The sequence below is a fragment of the Vibrio hangzhouensis genome, from assembly GCF_900107935.1.
In the GTDB taxonomy this organism is placed as follows: Bacteria; Pseudomonadota; Gammaproteobacteria; order Enterobacterales; family Vibrionaceae; genus Vibrio; species Vibrio hangzhouensis.
Window position 1 is genome coordinate 24286 of record NZ_FNVG01000006.1, and the last position, 18243, is coordinate 42528.

Annotated in this window: 17 protein-coding genes; 6 read left to right on the forward strand and 11 right to left on the reverse strand. The window is 45.2% G+C overall.

Features of this window, described 5'->3' with window-relative positions:
- Positions 1-2: 2 nt before the first annotated feature.
- From C4S60_RS07800 to C4S60_RS07825, 6 genes are all read right to left on the reverse strand, one after another.
- Positions 3-191, reverse strand: coding sequence for a YgaP family membrane protein (locus tag C4S60_RS07800; protein ID WP_103879787.1), 189 nt, complete (start codon positions 189-191; stop codon positions 3-5).
- 75 nt (positions 192-266) lie between these two features.
- Positions 267-3440 carry an efflux RND transporter permease subunit gene (locus C4S60_RS07805; protein ID WP_103879788.1) on the reverse strand — a complete coding sequence of 1058 codons (3174 nt, stop codon included), beginning with the start codon at positions 3438-3440 and terminating at the stop codon, positions 267-269.
- A 9-nt stretch (positions 3441-3449) separates the two neighbouring features.
- Positions 3450-4448 carry an efflux RND transporter periplasmic adaptor subunit gene (locus C4S60_RS07810; RefSeq protein ID WP_103879966.1) on the reverse strand — a complete coding sequence of 333 codons (999 nt, stop codon included), beginning with the start codon at positions 4446-4448 and terminating at the stop codon, positions 3450-3452.
- 206 nt (positions 4449-4654) lie between these two features.
- Complete coding sequence (locus C4S60_RS07815) at positions 4655-5098, reverse strand: YeeE/YedE family protein (protein WP_103879789.1); 444 nt, start codon at positions 5096-5098, stop codon at positions 4655-4657.
- Between the two features lie 12 nt (positions 5099-5110).
- Positions 5111-5527, reverse strand: coding sequence for a YeeE/YedE family protein (locus C4S60_RS07820; protein ID WP_103879790.1), 417 nt, complete (start codon positions 5525-5527; stop codon positions 5111-5113).
- Between the two features lie 94 nt (positions 5528-5621).
- A complete protein-coding gene (locus C4S60_RS07825; protein ID WP_103879791.1) occupies positions 5622-5915 on the reverse strand; it encodes an ArsR/SmtB family transcription factor in 294 nt (97 codons plus the stop codon).
- A gap of 201 nt (positions 5916-6116) precedes the next feature.
- Here C4S60_RS07825 and C4S60_RS07830 point away from each other — a divergent pair, with 201 nt between their 5' ends.
- Together C4S60_RS07830 and C4S60_RS23540 are read left to right on the forward strand one after the other, a co-directional pair.
- Entirely contained in the window at positions 6117-7820 is a 1704-nt protein-coding gene (locus tag C4S60_RS07830; protein WP_103879792.1) for an FAD-dependent oxidoreductase, read from the forward strand.
- Between the two features lie 161 nt (positions 7821-7981).
- Positions 7982-8143, forward strand: coding sequence for a hypothetical protein (locus tag C4S60_RS23540; protein ID WP_160111346.1), 162 nt, complete (start codon positions 7982-7984; stop codon positions 8141-8143).
- 65 nt (positions 8144-8208) lie between these two features.
- On the opposite strand, the gene C4S60_RS07835 is transcribed toward C4S60_RS23540, so the two are convergent.
- The 5 genes from C4S60_RS07835 to C4S60_RS07855 form a co-directional block, all read right to left on the reverse strand.
- On the reverse strand, positions 8209-8592 hold the full coding sequence (locus tag C4S60_RS07835) for a cytochrome b562 (protein ID WP_244183069.1): 384 nt from the start codon (positions 8590-8592) through the stop codon (positions 8209-8211).
- A 133-nt stretch (positions 8593-8725) separates the two neighbouring features.
- Positions 8726-9469 (reverse strand): phosphatase, encoded by a 744-nt coding sequence (locus tag C4S60_RS07840; protein ID WP_103879793.1) that lies wholly within the window; start codon positions 9467-9469, stop codon positions 8726-8728.
- A gap of 69 nt (positions 9470-9538) precedes the next feature.
- Positions 9539-10015, reverse strand: coding sequence for an RNA-binding S4 domain-containing protein (locus C4S60_RS07845; RefSeq protein WP_103879794.1), 477 nt, complete (start codon positions 10013-10015; stop codon positions 9539-9541).
- A 104-nt stretch (positions 10016-10119) separates the two neighbouring features.
- Positions 10120-10593, reverse strand: coding sequence for a hypothetical protein (locus tag C4S60_RS07850; RefSeq protein ID WP_103879795.1), 474 nt, complete (start codon positions 10591-10593; stop codon positions 10120-10122).
- Positions 10594-10602: 9 nt separating this feature from the next.
- A complete protein-coding gene (locus C4S60_RS07855; RefSeq protein ID WP_167390967.1) occupies positions 10603-12717 on the reverse strand; it encodes an LruC domain-containing protein in 2115 nt (704 codons plus the stop codon).
- A 338-nt stretch (positions 12718-13055) separates the two neighbouring features.
- Between C4S60_RS07855 and ylqF the strand changes: the two genes are divergently transcribed.
- From ylqF to C4S60_RS07875, 4 genes are all read left to right on the forward strand, one after another.
- Positions 13056-13994 carry a ribosome biogenesis GTPase YlqF gene (ylqF, locus tag C4S60_RS07860; RefSeq protein WP_103879797.1) on the forward strand — a complete coding sequence of 313 codons (939 nt, stop codon included), beginning with the start codon at positions 13056-13058 and terminating at the stop codon, positions 13992-13994.
- A 284-nt stretch (positions 13995-14278) separates the two neighbouring features.
- Complete coding sequence (gene yccS / locus C4S60_RS07865; protein WP_103879798.1) at positions 14279-16450, forward strand: YccS family putative transporter; 2172 nt, start codon at positions 14279-14281, stop codon at positions 16448-16450.
- Positions 16451-16611: 161 nt separating this feature from the next.
- Positions 16612-16824, forward strand: coding sequence for a hypothetical protein (locus tag C4S60_RS07870; RefSeq protein ID WP_103879799.1), 213 nt, complete (start codon positions 16612-16614; stop codon positions 16822-16824).
- A 159-nt stretch (positions 16825-16983) separates the two neighbouring features.
- Positions 16984-18243 carry a hydroxymethylglutaryl-CoA reductase gene (locus tag C4S60_RS07875; RefSeq protein ID WP_103879800.1) on the forward strand — a complete coding sequence of 420 codons (1260 nt, stop codon included), beginning with the start codon at positions 16984-16986 and terminating at the stop codon, positions 18241-18243.

The window sequence follows — 18243 nt, forward strand, 5'->3', positions numbered from 1 at the left end:
CGCTACTCCTTAAGACCCAGTTTGAGGAGCAGTTTACGCGGTGGACAAAACCCAGTGAATCCACTTTGAATCAGATTTAATCCGATGAATACCGTAAACCAGACGAAATGATGGCTTACGTATACTGTTAGTAGTAATGAGATAAGGACCATTGTCCCAGCTAAGATTCGAATGCCATTTTCCACTTTCATAATCGACCCCTTATTAAGCGATTGCTAATACTAAAATGTAAATAAAAGCCCCGCCGACCCTGCGGGGCTCACTGTCTATATGTCTGCTTTCACTATTCCACGGTGAAGAGCGACATAGTAGAGTATTGGAATGACCAGTAGCGTTAACACTGTCGACACAAAGATACCGAAGATCAAACTGATGGCCAAACCATTGAAGATGGGATCATCGAGAATAAAGACCGCTCCTATCATCGCCGCCAATGCGGTAAGCATGATAGGTTTTGCCCTTACAATCGCAGACTCAATCACCGCCTCTCCTAGTTCTTCTCCAGCTTTAAGTTGGTGATTGATAAAATCCACCAGTAGAATGGAGTTACGAACTATGATGCCCGCCAACGCAATCATCCCTATCATAGACGTAGCGGTAAACTGTGCCCCTAATAGAGCATGCCCCGGCATGACACCAATGATTGTCAACGGAATAGGTGCCATGATAATCAGTGGTACCAGGTAAGACTTAAATTGAGCGACGACCAACAAATAAATCAAAACCATCCCTACCGCATATGCGATTCCCATATCACGGAAAGTTTCATAAGTAATGGTCCACTCTCCATCCCAGAAAATTTCAATATTTTCTAACCCTGAAGGCTGGTTGATAAAGTACTGCTCAATATCCAGCCCCTTGTCACTCATAGCTGATGATATTTCAGCCATGCCATAGAGTGGGCTGTCCAACTCACCGGTCATATCACCTACCACCATAATCATAGGTACCAGATTTTTATGAACGATATAGTTATCCATCGGCTCGCTGCGAACCGTAATTAAGTCTGCAAGCAAATACTGGGTGCCTTTCATTGAGCTGATCTTCATATTCATTACCTGCTCAAGACGAACTTTAGCGCTCTCTTTTGCCTGAATCTGAATAGGGATCGGGTACTTGCTCTGCTCACTGTGCAAATAGCTCACTGGTTTACCACCCACCGCCGTTGCCAATGTATCTACGATGTTTGAATAGGCAATACCCAGTCTTGACGCTTTATTTCTATCAATGACCACTTGCCATTTCTGATGCGATTCTGGCAAATATAGGTCGACATCGACGATGTCCTCTGTTTCCCTGAAAATTTCCCGCAACTGAAGTGCAGCCTGCTCACGTGCTTCTTGAGTCGGTCCATAGACCTCAGCAAGTATTGGAGACCAGACAGGGGGGCCCGGCGGCACTTCAACCACTTTAACTTTTCCGCCAAACCTTTGGGCTATCTCAACCAATACCGGTCTTAACTCTGACGCAATCTCATGACTAGAGCGATCACGCTGGGATTTGTCCACGAGATTCACCTGAATGTCACCCTTCTCAGGACTCTGGCGTAAAAAATAGTGCCTTACCAGTCCATTAAAGTTAATTGGCGCAGCAGTGCCCGCGTAAATCTGGTAGTCCTTAACCTCTTCCACATCATTTAGCGCATCACTGAGCTCAAACAATACACGCTGAGTTCGCTCTAAAGCATTACCTTCTGGCATGTCGAGAATGATCTGAAATTCAGATTTGTTATCAAACGGCAACATCTTCATGACAACCAATTGCTGAACCGGTAGCCACATCGAAACCACAATAGCCACCAACACTCCGACACCCAATAGTAGACGGTTACGTTTCTGTGAGCGACTCACTACAAAGGGTGACATCAAGCGTTTAAAGAACGCAGCTTGTTTGCCTCCCACTTCGTCACTATGCACAGCACTGTTTTTAAGCAGTATGCGAGCAAGCCAAGGGGTCAACACAAAAGCGATGATCAATGAAATTAACATACCCATCGATGCATTGATTGGAATCGGGCTCATATAGGGCCCCATAAGACCAGACACAAAAGCCATGGGCAACAGTGCTGCTATGACCGTTAATGTCGCCAAAATAGTTGGCCCACCCACTTCATCAACAGCGCCAGGGATAAGTTCCACCAGCTTTCTTTTGCCTTTGACCATATGTCGATGAATATTTTCAACCACTACTATAGCGTCATCAACTAAGATACCTATTGAGAATATCAAGGCGAATAAAGAAACTCGGTTTAGGGTGAACCCCCAAGCCCAGGACGCAAACAATGTCAGCAGTAAGGTGATGATAACCGCAACACCGACGACAACCGCCTCTCTTACCCCCATGGTAAACAGCACTAGCAACACAACGGCTCCGGTGGCAAACGCCAGTTTACCGATAAGCGTATTTGCTTTATCTGACGCCGTCTGTCCGTAATCACGTGTGACATCGACCTGAATATTGTCAGGAATAAGAGTACTTTCGAGTTCACCTAGACGTTTCTCAATCGCCTTAGCAACATCAACCGCATTTTCACCACTTTTCTTCGCTATCGCGATGGTAACAGCAGGTTTTAAATCTGACTTGTCACCGGTCCATACGACTTGGTTTGGTGTATCGATATCCAGTCTGATCTCAGCAATATCTGAAAGATACACAGGCTGACCATCATGAATAGCCACCACCAGTTGTTTCACTTGCTCAACATTAGTGAGGAACTCGCCAATTTGCAGCGGAATCGATTGATTGTCCTGTGTCAGTGTTAACATTTGAGAAGCTGAGTTTGCGTCAGGTAGCATCTGGTTTAATGCATCTATAGTGACACCGTAACCAGACATCTTTGCTGGATCCAGACGAACGTCAACTATAGTGGGGTGACGACCGACCGTATAGATATCACGCGTACCTTTGATACGTTTCAACTCTGTTTCCAAACCGTGAGCGACACTGGTCAGCTCCCGTAATGTCACGGCGTCCGCTTTAGGTGACAGTGTGACGTTTACAATAGGAACATCCTCAATGCCACGAGGCTTTATAATGGGTTGGCCTACTCCGAGATTTGGCGGTAACCAATCATTGTTGGAGTAAAGCTTGTTATAGATCTTGACCACCGCCTCACTTCTAGGGATACCCACGTCAAAGATAGCCACTATCATAGCGCCACCCGGTTGGGAGAATGAGTAGATCTTGTCGATGCCGTTTATCTCCGATATCACCTGTTCAGCCGGATTGGTTACCAGGCTCTCAACCTCTCGAGGCGATGCACCCGGGAAGGGTATATAAACATCGGCAAACGTCACATCAATTTGTGGCTCTTCTTCTTTTGGTGTAATGGCAATAGCCATTAATCCTAAAAGCAATGCCACCAGAGCAAGTAATGGCGTCATCGCAGACGACTGGAAGGCAGCCGCAATACGTCCTGAGATACCTAACTTATCACTCATATACACTCCTTACTTCTGCGCTAAGAAGGCAACAACATCAGAGACAATTTCATCTCCTACTTCAAGGCCGCTCAATACTTCCAGTTTACTGTCATAAGCAAGCCCAACTCTAATTGGGTTCATTTCCACCTTATTACCGTCTACCCGATAAACCACACTGAGTTCTCCCCGACGGATTACAGCGCTTTCAGGTATTAAGATGGCCTGTTTCTGCCCATACCGAAATGCAACCTTCACCCACTCGCCTGGTAGAATATGTTTGGGATCTTCCAGTAGTTCAAGGCGCAGCTTAAATGCTCTTGACTGTTGATGTGCATAATTGAAAAGTTTGGCTTCATAGGGCTCAAGTGTCTGTCCATCTAAAGAATGAATGGTAAACTGATCGGCATCTTTTACTTGCGCTCTGAACCGTTGAGGAATTTCCGTTACAACACGTAGCGGAGAAAGCGAGAATCCGGTAATAAGCTGGCTTCCTGGCGCTACCGTCTCACCCAGTTCTACATGGCGCTGAGTAACAACACCGGTATAGGGCGCTTTGATACTGGTATACCCTAATGATTCTTTTGCTTGAGCTACAGCAGCTTTTGCTGATTTGACTTCAGCGATAGCAGAACGTGCTTCTGCTTCTGCTCTATCTAACCTCTCTCGGGAAATTGCCCCCTTGGGAAATAGCTCACGATAGCGTTTCACTTGCGCAGTCGCCCGAACATTTTGAGCATTAGCACTGTTAAGCCTTGCAATCGCAGCATCAAGTGACGCAGACTGCTGCTCAGCGCTGATTTCTAGCAGAACATCTCCCTGATTAACAATATCATTTACATCCGCGTTTACCGCTACTATCCGTCCAGTAGTTTGTGCCGATAATGTACCGCGGTTAACAGCTTCTACCGTACCGTCCAATTCAACCACCGAATCGACCATAATCTGATCAACAACCGTGGTTTCATAAGACCATACTGCACCACTGAGTAAAGAACTTGTTAGTGCAACCCACTTCAATAACCCCATTTTCATGGATGCCTCCAATCTTTTATTTAGATGTAGCTAATATAAACCACTCAATTAGCTTTGTCTAATATTATTTATTAGTTTTTGCTAATTTAAATGACTATAGTAAGTTACTGTTAATAAAAAGATAGTAAGGAAATATTAAAAAAGCCCGGTACTTATACCGGGCTTTTTAAAACAATGTGATTTGTATCCAAACTGACTGATTACGACTGTTGAACTGGCTTCGAATCGCCCTGTTTTGTTAGCAACGCATCTCCTATCAGCATGCCAATCACCATAGTAAGGACAAAGCCTAAGATGCCAAAACTGCCGTTTGCTATTGAGGATACAGCTGGCCCTGGACAAATACCGGCAATACCCCAGCCTAATCCAAACAAAGCTGAGCCGCTGATCAACTGAGCATCAATTTTCTTGTTCTCATTGAGACAAAACTCATCGGTGCACACTGGACTCTGTTTTTTTCTTATCACGAGCCAATAGCTTGGCGCAAAAACCAACAACGCACCGCCCATTACAAAGGCGAGGTCAGGTGACCAGGCTCCGAAGATATCCAAAAACGCCACAACCTTAGCAGGATCCCCCATACCGGATACGATCATTCCGGTACCAAACAGGATACCGCTAACAAAAGCAATAAATCGTTTCATGATCAGGCTCCTTTAAAGTACGTGTAACATGATGTAAGACGTGACCATTGCCACAGCCATAAATGTCATAGTTGCTGCGATCGAGCGTACAGATAAACGCCCCATACCACAGATCCCATGACCACTTGTACATCCATTACCCAACTTCGTGCCCAATCCGACCAGAAGGCCTGCCACAAGCACTAACGGCATAGGGACAATCATCTCGGCTGGTTGTATTCCCAACAACTTTGCACTTACAACACCGCCAAAAATCATCCCTAAAACAAAGATCAGTCGCCAGCTAGTGTCCCCTTTTCTCCCTTTGTAGATTTTGCTAACAATCCCACTAATGCCCGCTATTTTTCCGTTAAATAGCAATAATAGAGTCGCAGAGACTCCAAGCATCATGCCACCAAGCAACGATGCCCAAGGAATCGAAAATTCCATAGTTACCTCATAAATTTCGAACTTAAAATCATTTAAGTTGCAAAATTCGCTTCAAATTCTGCAAGTTAAAGCATTTTAAGCATTGAGATTGCTATCAATGACAATACAAAGAATGTAGCTGTTGGATAAGTCCAACCACTCTGTCATCCTTGAGTGAGTAGTAGACATGCTGCGACTCTTTGCGTACTGAAACCAGATCCGCTCTCTTTAATACAGTTAAGTGTTGGGAGAAGGCTGACTGGCTTAAATTCGAGTTAGACTGCAATTGACCAGCCCCCTGCTCTCCATCAACTAATTGGCAAAGCACAAACAAGCGGTCTGGATGTGACAGCGTCTTTAAAACATCCGCTACATCTGCAGCTCTGCTCTTCATCTGCACTAAATCCATAAGACATACCTCTACTAGTCAATAGTAATATGGCGTCATTATGTATCCGAGCCATTAGTTTAGTCAATACTTAATTAGTTATTTTGTATTTAGCAAAATATATATTAGACATTTCTAAATTTGATGTTATAGTGTCCGCAGTTGATTATTAAGAACGTGACCTTCACTGAGTGAGTAGAGGTCAGACGATAGAGGTAAACTATGACTAAGATTCTGATTGTTGGTGGTGTTGCAGGTGGTGCTTCAGCGGCTGCACGTGCACGACGTTTGAGCGAAGATGCTGAAATCATCATGTTTGAACGTGGTCCATTTGTGTCTTTTGCCAACTGTGGCTTACCATACCATATTGGTGGTGACATCACTGACCGCTCAAAGCTCTTGCTGCAAACGCCTGAGAGCTTCTTAGCTCGTTTCAATGTAGATGTTCGTGTAATGAACGAAGTCACTAAAATAAACAGAGCTGACAAAAGCGTAACGATCAAGAACTTGCTAGATGGCACTGAGTACACTGAGTCGTATGACTTTCTTCTACTTAGCCCTGGTGCTGCACCCTTTATTCCGCAAATTTCCGGGATCGATAATCCCCTTACCCACTCATTGCGTAACATTCCAGATATGGATCGTATCATCCAAACGATTCAAATGAATAAGCCAGAGCATGCGACCGTTGTTGGCGGAGGCTTTATTGGACTGGAAATGATGGAAGCGTTTCACCAGTTGGGTATCAAGACAACATTGATCGAAATGGCAGATCAGGTCATGACCCCGGTAGACAAGGAAATGGCTGGGTTTGCTCATGCTGAAATCAAATCACACGGTATTGATTTACGTTTGGGTTCGGCTCTTGAAGTCGTTGACTACATTCCTAATGACCATGTCGCCGACAAAAATGCTGGTGAATCGCATGAGCATCAACACCTTCAGGGCTCGCTTGAATTGACTCTGAATAATGGCGATAAGCTCAACACCGACATTCTTATTATGGCTATCGGTGTGCGCCCAGAGACCAAACTGGCGCAGGAAGCAGGACTTCAGCTGGGTGAATTAGGCGGTATTTATACTAACGACGCCATGCAGACCAGCGACCCTTACATATACGCTGTTGGTGACGCCATTGAAGACAGAGATTTCGTAACAGGTAAAGCAGGTTTCGTTCCTTTAGCGGGTCCGGCAAACCGTCAGGGGCGTATGGCAGCTGACAATATGCTTGGACGTCAAGAAACTTATCAAGGAACGCAAGGCACTGCCATCGTGAAGATCTTTGATCTGGCAGTAGCGTCTGTTGGCAAGAATGAAAAAGTTCTTAAGCGCGAAGGTATTGCGTACGAGAAAGTGTATGTGCACACGGCAAGTCACGCAGGTTATTACCCAGGCGCTGAAATCGTATCACTGAAAATGCTATTTAGCCCTGAAACGGGCAAAATCCTTGGCGCGCAAGCTGCAGGTAAAGACGGTGTCGATAAACGTATTGATGTGTTGGCCGTTGCCCAACGCGCTGGAATGACGGTAGAACAGCTACAGCATCTGGAGCTTACCTATGCGCCACCGTATGGCAGCGCTAAGGACGTTATCAACCAAGCTGCCTTCGTTGCGAATAACATCATTAAAGGCGATTCAACGCCAATTCACTATGATGAAATTAACAACCTGAACGAAGACCAACTTCTTTTGGACGTCCGTAACCCAGGTGAACTAGAAAACGTTGGCTTTATTGAAGGTGCCATTAATATTCCAGTCGACCAACTTCGCCATCGCATGAGTGAGTTACCCAAAGACAAAGAGATCGTTATCTATTGTCAAGTTGGGTTACGCGGTAACGTAGCCTATCGTCAACTGGTAAATAGTGGTTTCAAGGCGCGTAACTTAATTGGTGGTTACCGTACCTACAAGTTTGCACAAGCATAACAATGATAACTACACTGTAAGTTTGGAGCACCTTGGTGCTCCTTTTTTATTGTCTAACAAAAAACCTGACGTACCCCACCCGGGGTACGCATGTTGCATTTATGTAACAAGATTGGTAAATCTAGTTACGTACACATCATGCTAACTTTAAGGTAAATTTCATGGATGATTTGCAGTTCTACTTAGTAAACGACTTCTGCTCACAATGTAATACAATAACCAGTCACGATGCATTCGAGCTCAAAGAGAGCAAAGACGAGCAAGCGGTACTAGACCCAATTAAAACCGAGCACGTTTGTGGACATTGTCACTCGGTAAATTAAAACTTGTCGCCTTCACCTCTGAGTTATTCACTATGAACAACGCTTCAGAACAACTCAGAGGCTCGTTAGCCAAACAAACGCTTCCAGATACTTGGATTTCGCTTGTCATGGTACTCTAACCTTAGACTGTCTACTTCTCTGAGAGTCTGTTTAGCCGCTTCCAGATCACCCTGTTCTAATTCAGAGTCGACTTGTTTAACAACGCCAGAGAGTTTGTTAAAGCCTTCCATATACAGATCGGTTTTTTCAGCGGGATATTGACCTCGTTGAGTCTCAGCGACCAGTCGATCTAATTTTGCGACTGGCTGTTTCATTTCCTCAACAGTCTGCGCTTCCGCTGCTTGTTTGAAGGCCAGTTTCATCGCTTGCATGTTCTTCTTTAAGTCGACGCCCTGCGCAAGAGCGTTGAATGAAAGCAGGGCAGAAAGAGTGACGAGGCTGACGGACATTGTTTTTATCATGGTTATTCCTTTTAAAGATCTAAATACTCAAGTCACATAAAGTATTTGGCCTGCAAGTCTACTAAATAGTGTTTGTAATCTGTTAATCAAATTGTATCTAAACGTTAGTGAAATTTGTTCACTACATTTGAGAGAACTCAGCGATAGGTTCCCTTCCTCGTAGTTCAAGGAAACTAAGAAACTGCTTGGCACTGCAGGTTATGATTTTTTCGGTAGGCATCTCTACTTCGCTCAGAAGCTTTTGAGTCAGAGTAAACTCTCCGACGGTGTCACAGAAGTGGGAATCGGTCCCGGTAGTGATGAAACCACCAGCCCTTTTGACAGCTTTTGCAATGTCATAACAGCGGTCAACACTGCCTGCTCGACTGTGCCCCTTTAAAGTTGAATTGTTGATTTCAATTGCCACATTGTATTCAGCTGCACATTGAGCGATCACATCAAAATTGAAGTCGAAATTTGGATTCCCTAAATGCCCAAGCGCATCAACGTTACCACCCTTAATCGTGTTCATCAGCGCCTCCGTGTGAGCATCCCTGTCCATTGGCCTGAATACCGGCTCATGAAAGCTGCCAATAATCCAATCAAGTGACTTAAACGACGTAGGGTTTACGTCAATCTCTCCTTGAGTGTTAAGAATATTGGCTTCAATACCTCGTATGATCGCAACACCAGACAAAAAACGGGGAATGACCCGTTGATTAGAGAAGAACCAGAAGTGCGGTGCGCCCGGCATTGATTCAGCATGATCTGTGGTACAGAGTATTTTCAAACCGGATTGTTGCGCTGCTTTGGCATTTTCAATGATCGTACTGTATGCATGTCCACTCGCGTAGGTATGCGTATGAGTGTCTACCTCAAACTTCATGGCTGTTCTCCTCTCAATTTCGCATCGTTATTGTTTATCAATGGCGGGGTAATTTAACGGCAATGGTTGCTAAAAGAAGTCAATACCACCTCTTCCACTGTTAGGATCTTTAGGCTTAGATGCTTTTTGCCTGTTGTTTGCATCCGTATCTTTACTCTGTTTGGCACGGTTTTTCTTAGACGCTGAGTTTTTCTTTTTTCCGCTTTTGTTAGAGCCGCCTGTTGAGTCAGGTTGATTCTTGGTCTTTTTTATTGACGCTTCAGCTGGTTCGATAGGTGGTTGGTCACACACCACTACATAGTACTCCTGGTTAAACTCAAAGAAGTCACCATCGTACATTTTGCGTCGCTTGCGCGTTTCCAGCTCACCATTAACGGCAACATAGCCCTCTGAAATCAGATGTTTCGCCTCTCCGCCACCGCCCACAAGGTTGGCAACTTTAAACAGTTTGTAAAGCTCAATAGGGTGACTTGAGACTTCAATACCAATTGCTTCGATTTCTATCTCTTCGTCGTCGTAATGTTCTTCTGAAAATTCCTGATTCATAACTTTGCTTATGGTTGACTGTTTTCAGGCATTGTACTGTGTTGTCAGACAGCAAGCCATTAAAAAGCCCCGTATAAACGGGGCAAATCGTGGTTTCCTCTTTTCTACCAGGTCAATATAGAGTCCTCTGCAGAGACAAGTTTTTGCCGTGGAGGTTGACCATCGTAGGTCCAAATCTCGACTAAAAACGCATTAACATGCTCCGCAGCAGTAAACTCTATGCGAGCACTCCCATTGGACAGCCCCGTTGATGCTATACGTGAATCGTAGTCAGGCAGATACTCGCCGGAAGAAGCACTTTGATAATCGGTATACACCGACACAAACGCTCTGCCACTCACCTCATTGCTCGCGTCAACCGTCAGCGAGTAGCCTTCCGTTGGTTTGTAATCCATCGTGTCTGGTATCGACAACTCTTCCATCGTTCTCACTACTGGCTGTGCGGGTGGAGACGGCTCCGATGGCGCTGAGTCTGAGGTATTTCCGGTGGAACCATCAGATGCATCTCCGCCGCCTCCACCGCCACAAGCGGTGAGTATTCCTAGAGCGATCATTGGGATAATGTATTCAGTTTTCATAATCTTCTCCTAAGGAATATAGCATTTGTCAGCGTTTGCGAATTGCAATTCAAACCAAGTCTGAGCTACTTCTCCTGACGACTCAGCATAAGACGCAAATAGCGGATAAGCGACCACCAAATCTGTTTTCTCGAGTGGCCATTCCCACTCATCATTAATCAGCAGAACCCAGGGTAGGTTTTCAGCGGTTTTGAAATAGATACCAGAACTGACATTGCTCACATCTCTGCCAAGTCCTGCAAACATCTCAGCGTCGAACTGTTCTGTTGGCTCGTAATTTGGCAGGTGAACTTCCCATTTTCGTCCTGGCTGGAAATAACCTTCACCATGGTAATACTCTGGTGTGGCGAAGATAAATGGATCATACGGCATATCCATGAGGTTGGCGGTATCTGAACCGTTGTTAAAGTTTACGTGGACTGTAAAATTCAACTGCACATCCTCAGTCTGAGCGCAAGACGCTAAGGTTCGGTGAAATTCACAACCCTCTACTTTGTATGCCGTGGTGTCTTCACTAATCACAAATATTGCTTCTTCAGAGATTTGCTCCAGACCACTTGCCGCCAATTGAACACCATTATGAAGTTGACGTGTCGTCGTGGTATCGATCGCTGACCTATTGACACCTTTTAGCCTGATGGCAAATCCATTATGGAACTCTGCACCAACAGCCCCTAAATACCCATCGATTTTTGACTTAACAACCTCATCGTTTTTCAGTACTTCGGTAATTCGATATCGAACAACAACATCGTTCATATCGTAGTCTGCGGTATAAGGCCAGTTATCCTCAAATGCCACCGTTGTATAACCGGTCGAGTTCGGATAATACCTTACAGATATGCCCTCTCCTGTAACAGCCAATGCGTGATCCTCAACTTCACCTGTTGTTGCCCCGCCGAAATAGGACAATCCGGTTTGCTGACTAAATCGGAAGCGGCTCCATGTTGGACCTACTAACGCGTCAAAATCGGCAGTAAATACGAGATCGTTATTACCTGCTGATAGTAACTGGTCGGTGAAAACCTGTTCACCGTCATCGGCAAAATCACCATCCTGATTCCAGTCAATCCATGCCGACAGATATCCTGATGTCGACGCGTTAACTCTGACAATGCTGTCCAATCCTGGTTCGACAGCAGTAACAAAACCGACACCGTTTTCATCGTCAACGCCGATTTCATCATCCGCCAGATTATTGTATCGGCCATCCTGCTCCCCATCCGGTTCCGATGCTCCTAGCCAGGTCACACCATCTAATCCGTGTCTTGGTCCATTATCAGCAAGTTTTGTAGAGTAAGATTCTGGCGCATCACCAAAATCGATATTGGAATCCTCGTCGATAACAGGGGCATTAGCACAACGTGCACCATCATTCTGATTTGAACTTGGACCGTCAGCAAACTTCACCGCGGTCACCACCCCAGCCTCAATATTTGCTGAGTTGTCCGGAGAGAGGTTTATACGGTAAATTTGGCCGTCCTCGTTACGGGATACATAATAGTAGCCATCAACATCAAAGTAACCGGCACCAAATGTACCTAGTTGGCCTGTGTCACCAACATAGCTTTCCTGTCCTGTGCTGGCATTAAATGAATAAAGAGCGCCACTATTGTTGTCTACACCATAAAGTTTTCCATCACTTGGATGAAATGCAAAATCTGTCAGATTTACCACGGCACGTGTACTGACCCTATTCACAGACAGAACAGCATTGCTGTCCGCCTCCAGTGGAGATAAGTCAATGGTAAATAGCCCTTTGCCCTTTCGGTAAAGGTAATAAACACTTTCATACACATCACCGACAAAAAATGTATGATCGGTTGGAAGACCGCTGGTATTGATCGCTTCCGCCTGAAAGTCTTCACCCAATCGAACGATACGTTTGTTTGTTGTGTCGTATCCGAGGATATATCGATTATCAAAATCAAAACCAACGGCATTTATTCCGACATCCATGCCGGTATCACCCTGTAATAAGGTGGTCGAACCCGTTACCAGATTGACGCCATAAACCTGCACCGGAGTAGACTGAAAGAGGTAGGCCTTACTTGGACACGAGTCAAATGGGCCTGCATGCACATTCGCTGCGTAAGTCAGGGTCAACAGTATCCCTGCACTCATGCGCTGGATGACCCTACTTCCATTTTTGTCTTTCCTCATTTGCTTTTCCTTGCTGTTAGTTACGTAACTAACAACCAACAAAAGACGTGCCAACTATTTTATCCCATAAAAACAACAAGATAGAATAATAGTTAGTGCGGATTTTATTCTGCAAATCAAATTGGCATAGAAATTTACCCGCTCAGGCGATATGAGAACATTGCCATTGACTTTATGACATGGCCTCCATCAACGCCAGCTAGTGGCGCTGACAGCAAGTGTTAACGGCAAGTTCAGCTTTACTATCTCGATTTACCTCCTACAATGTGCACAAATTTCAAAAATTAAGGTTTTCATTCATGTCAATTCAATGGTTTCCGGGCCACATGCACAAAGCTCGTAAAGAGATCGAAGAAGTCATTCCCCAAATTGATGTCATCATCGAAGTTCTTGACGCTCGTATTCCTTTCAGTAGTGAAAACCCAATGATCTCCGAGCTGCGCGGTGACAAACCAGTCGTCAAAGTGCTCAATAAACGCGATCTGGCTGATCCAGAAAAAACCGAATTGTGGATCGAGCACCTTGAGAAGGAACAAGGCGTAAAAGCCATGGCAATCACTACGAGCAACACACAGGAAGTACACAAAATTCTCGAACTGTGCCGTAAACTTGCTCCCCATCGTGAAGAGATTGGTAAAAATATCCGCACCATGATTATGGGCATACCTAATGTTGGTAAATCAACTATCATCAACACATTAGCGGGTCGAACAATTGCCGTCACTGGTAACCAGCCAGCCGTGACCCGTCGTCAGCAACGTATCAATCTACAAAACGGAATCGTGCTATCTGACACTCCCGGCATTCTATGGCCAAAAGTTGAAAATCCACACAGTGGTTTTCGTCTGGCAGCTACCGGAGCGGTTAAAGATACCGCCATCGAGTACGATGAAGTGGCGTTTTACACTGTTGAGTATCTGGCGCAACATTATTCGGAAAGACTTAAAGAACGTTATCAGATCGATGAGGAGCTACCGGATTCCGATATAGAACTGATGGAATTGATTGGTCGTAAACGGGGCGCACTTCAATCTGGCGGACGTGTTAACCTTCACAAAGCGTCTGAAATCCTTCTTCACGAGCTTAGAAATGGTACCCTCGGTCAAATTACCCTTGAGCTACCAGAAATGATCACTCAAGAGTTGATCGAAGTGGAAATTGAAGCGACCAGAAAAGCCGAAGAGAAAGCTAAGCGTAAAGAAGAACGTCGCAAACGTTATCTCAAGAACAAGCGATAATTCATCACTAATTGCACCCATCCATCTCCTTGAAAAAGGGGATCTCATTCAGTGTGGCGTGAACCTATTACAAATAATTTGGTCGATGCACTCTGGAAGATCCCCACTTTGATGAGGATGACAGCCCTATAGAAAAAAGATTCAACCTCTTCGGCAACATGGCGGTTTTCCTTTGTGTTTCAGTTTGTTGCCCAAAAACTTTACCCACTATTCGGCTAATTCGCCTGTATGTACACGCACAGTTTCTGCTAGAATAACGGTTTTATCAGACACAGTCTTCTATTGTGAGCATTCTCGGTCAGCTACGCCTTCAGTGGGCGAATAAAACCTTCAATTACAGTGTGTTAATGTTAATCACTCTGCTCGGAGTTGCCTTACCTACTTGGTATTTAAACGAGCATACTTGGATTACCCCCCTAATTCTGGGTGTGATCGCTGCCGCTCTAGCCGAAAGTGATGACAGCTTTGTCGGACGACTAAAAGCAATTTCTCTAACACTAATCTGCTTTGCCATCGCCGCTTTCTCGATTGAATTGCTTTTTAATATTCCCTGGCTGTTCGCCATCGGGTTATTTTCATCTACTTTCATATTTATTCTTCTTGGCGCGATCGGGCCTCGCTATTCCAGTATCGCTTTTGGCTCTCTTTTGATTGCCATCTACACAATGTTAGGTGCCCATGAAAGTCTGAATCTCTGGTTTCAACCGGTACTGCTACTTGCGGGCGCCAGCTGGTACTACCTTGTTTCCATGGTTTGGAACAGTTTCTGGCCTCTACAACCTGTACAACAAAGTCTTTCAAATGTATTCAACGAGTTAAGCTTATACCTTGACGCCAAAAGGAATTTATTTCACCCGACACTTAACTTAATACCACAGCCACATCGACTCAGAGAGGCCAGTCTTAACGCCTGTACAGTTTTTGCCCTCAACGCCTGTAAATCAACCTTACTTAACCGTTCTCGGCGGGGTCACGTTGACGGACCAAGTGATCGCTTTCTGAAGGTGTATTTTATTGCTCAGGACATCCACGAACGAGTAAGCTCCAGCCACTATCGTTATCAAGAATTGGCCACACAGTTTTCTCACTCTGACGTACTGTTTCGATTCAAGCATGTTCTTGAGATGCAGGCAAAATCCTGTAAAGAAATTGCATTGGCATTAAAGCTTGGAAAAAAATACTCTCACAGCAATGACTCAATCAAAGCACTGGTAGAACTCCAAGACTCGTTGGAGTTTTTAGAACAGCAGAACAATTCCGATTGGAAACCTCTTTTAGTTCAACTTAACTATCTGTTCAACAATCTGGCCACGGTTGAAAAATTGCTAAGCAACGTCAGTAACCCCGACAGTTCGGTGCTAGAAGACGGCATGCTCGATGACACTAACCCACACACTATAAAAGCTATGTGGAATCGTATTAAAGCAAGTATGTCGCTTGACTCGATATTATTTCGCCATGCGGTGAGACTCTCTATCGCTCTCACTTCTGGCTATGCGATCATTCAGGCTTTTGATCTCGATCGAGGTTACTGGATCCTGCTCACTACCCTGTTTGTTTGCCAGCCCAATTATAGCGCTACCCGTCAAAAACTGTCCGCGCGGATCCTTGGGACACTGGTTGGTTTGTTGGTCGGCGTCCCGCTATTGACGCTGTTCCCGTCTCCGGAAAGCCAACTGTTTCTTATTGTCCTTTCTGGTGTGATGTTTTTTGCGTTCAGAATCAACAATTACGGTTACGCTACCGGCTTTATCACCGTATTGGTTTTACTCTGTTTTAATCAGTTAGGTGAGGGATACGCTGTTGTTCTTCCAAGATTAATGGATACGCTAATCGGCTGTGCGCTCGCCGTAGGCGCAGTGTATTTTATCTTACCGGATTGGGAGTCAAAGCGACTGAACAAAATCATGGCGAATGCTCTACACGCTAATCGTCAATATTTGCTGCAGATCATTGGCCAGTATCGCTTAGGTAAGACAGACGACCTTAGTTACCGTATCGCCAGAAGAAATGCACACAATGCAGACGCTAACCTATCGACAGCCATCTCCAACATGCTTGCAGAGCCCGGCCGATATCAGATTGCAACCGATGAGAGCTTTCGTTTCCTTACTTTGAACCACGCTCTGCTTAGTTATGTCTCTGCATTGGGAGCCCACAGACAGAGACTCAAAGATGAGTCTATACATCTACTGGTATTAGAGGCCCATCGGACTATCAATCACCATATTGAGCTGCTAGAAGTGCAGTTTAGCGGCCAGTCAACAGAATGCCACCAGGCGACCGTCGACCAATTTGATATTCATCGTCGTTTACTAGAGTGGCGCGATGAAGATGATCGCTCTGCGCGTATGGTACTTCAGCAGTTACATTTAATTTACCGTATGCTGCCAGAACTCCACTCGTTAGCGGATAAACTCACCAATGCGACACTGCCTGAGCCAGCAAAAAATTAAGGCTCTTCTCAATAAATCATTCGAATGTCCTGCTTCCTGTTCGTCATGTGGTCAGGACATTGCCAATCTTACACATCATTCAACCCGCGCTAACATTTCTCGGACAATTTATCACCACTTCATCTATAAATTAGTTATTAAAGCCATTTAATGACGCGAAGATGAACGGAACTCAAACTGCATCAATAACTCAAATAGCCGAAGGTAATCTGATGTCGACACAACAGTTTGAACTATTGCGCGAGCAACTTAAGCTACTGACACCACAGCAATTAAAAGCATTGCAAGGCGAGATTTCTAATCAACTAACTCCTAGCGCTGCAAGTATCCTCAGCGACGAAGAACTGCATGCCCTGACACAACTGTTCAAGTAACACCGCACAAAATTGTGTTGCAAAGTATTGCTATACTGCTCAGTAAACTCTTTGATATCAGTAACAAAGTAATATGATATTGCTTCAGGGTACTCAAACACCTTGTATCTATGAAGCAGCTCGGTAAAATCCTTCCCAAATTGTTTTACTAAGATCATCATGCCCAAAGTTAACCTCCATAAACGTGACTATCTAGATAACATTGACCAGGATTTTGCCAATCCAGAGTTCATTGATAAGTTAGCGCCCAAGTTCCATTCTTCGGACCTGCGGGTCAACCGAAGTCCCTATCTGACTGAGCGAAACGTCAACTACCGCTGGAAAGCGTTGGGAAATGAGGAGTGTCGCCGCCAACTGCTTGATCCTCATACACAGGAACAGATGGCGCTCTATAGTAAAAACATCGAATTTTTCGTCGGAACACTGAAAATGCCCGTTGGTACCGCTGGACCACTTCGGGTTAATGGATTATTTGCACAAGGTGACTATCAGGTGCCATTGGCGACTACGGAAGCTGCGTTAGTCGCATCTTACAATCGCGGAGCCAATTTAATCACTGCTAGCGGTGGCGCCAGTGCTATGCTGTTGAACGAAGGTGTCACTCGCACACCAGGTTTCGCTTTTAAATCACTGATTGAGGCGGGTCAGTTCGTTGCCTGGCTGGTCACTCAGTTTGACCATTTCAAGGTGCTGGCCGAGTCGACAACCTCACATGGCAAGCTCAGTGATATCAACGTGAATATTGAAGGCAACCATGTCTATCTGGTATTCGAGTACCTGACGGGCGATGCATCTGGACAAAACATGGTGACCATCGCCACAAACGTTGTCTTTGACTATATATTGGCGCACTCACCCATTGATCCTGACTATGCATTTCTGGATGGCAATCTTTCTGGCGACAAGAAAGCCAATTCACAAACACTACGCAGTGTACGTGGCAAGAAAGTAACCGCAGAAGTCACCATCCCAGAAGAGTTAGTGCAAAAGTACCTTCACACAACACCTAAGAAGATGGCTCAGTTCGGTCAAATGACGACTGTGGGTGGGGCACTTAGCGGAACTATCGGCATCAACGCACACTATGCAAATGCGCTAGCGGCTCTGTATATCGCCTGCGGCCAAGATGCAGCTTGTGTTGCCGAGTCTGCCATTGGTATGACGCGTATGGAAGTGACTGATGAAGGCCAGCTTTATGCGAGTGTTACCCTTCCCAACCTTATGGTTGGCACTGTTGGTGGCGGCACTGGACTACCAAGCCAAAAGGCCTGCCTCGACTTACTAGGGTTGCATGGCAATGGTAAGTCACAAGCATTGGCTGAAGTCGCGGCGACACTCTGCTTAGCAGGCGAACTCTCGATAGTCGGCGCATTTTGTGCGGGCCACTTTTCAAGAGCTCATCATAAGTTGGCAAGATAG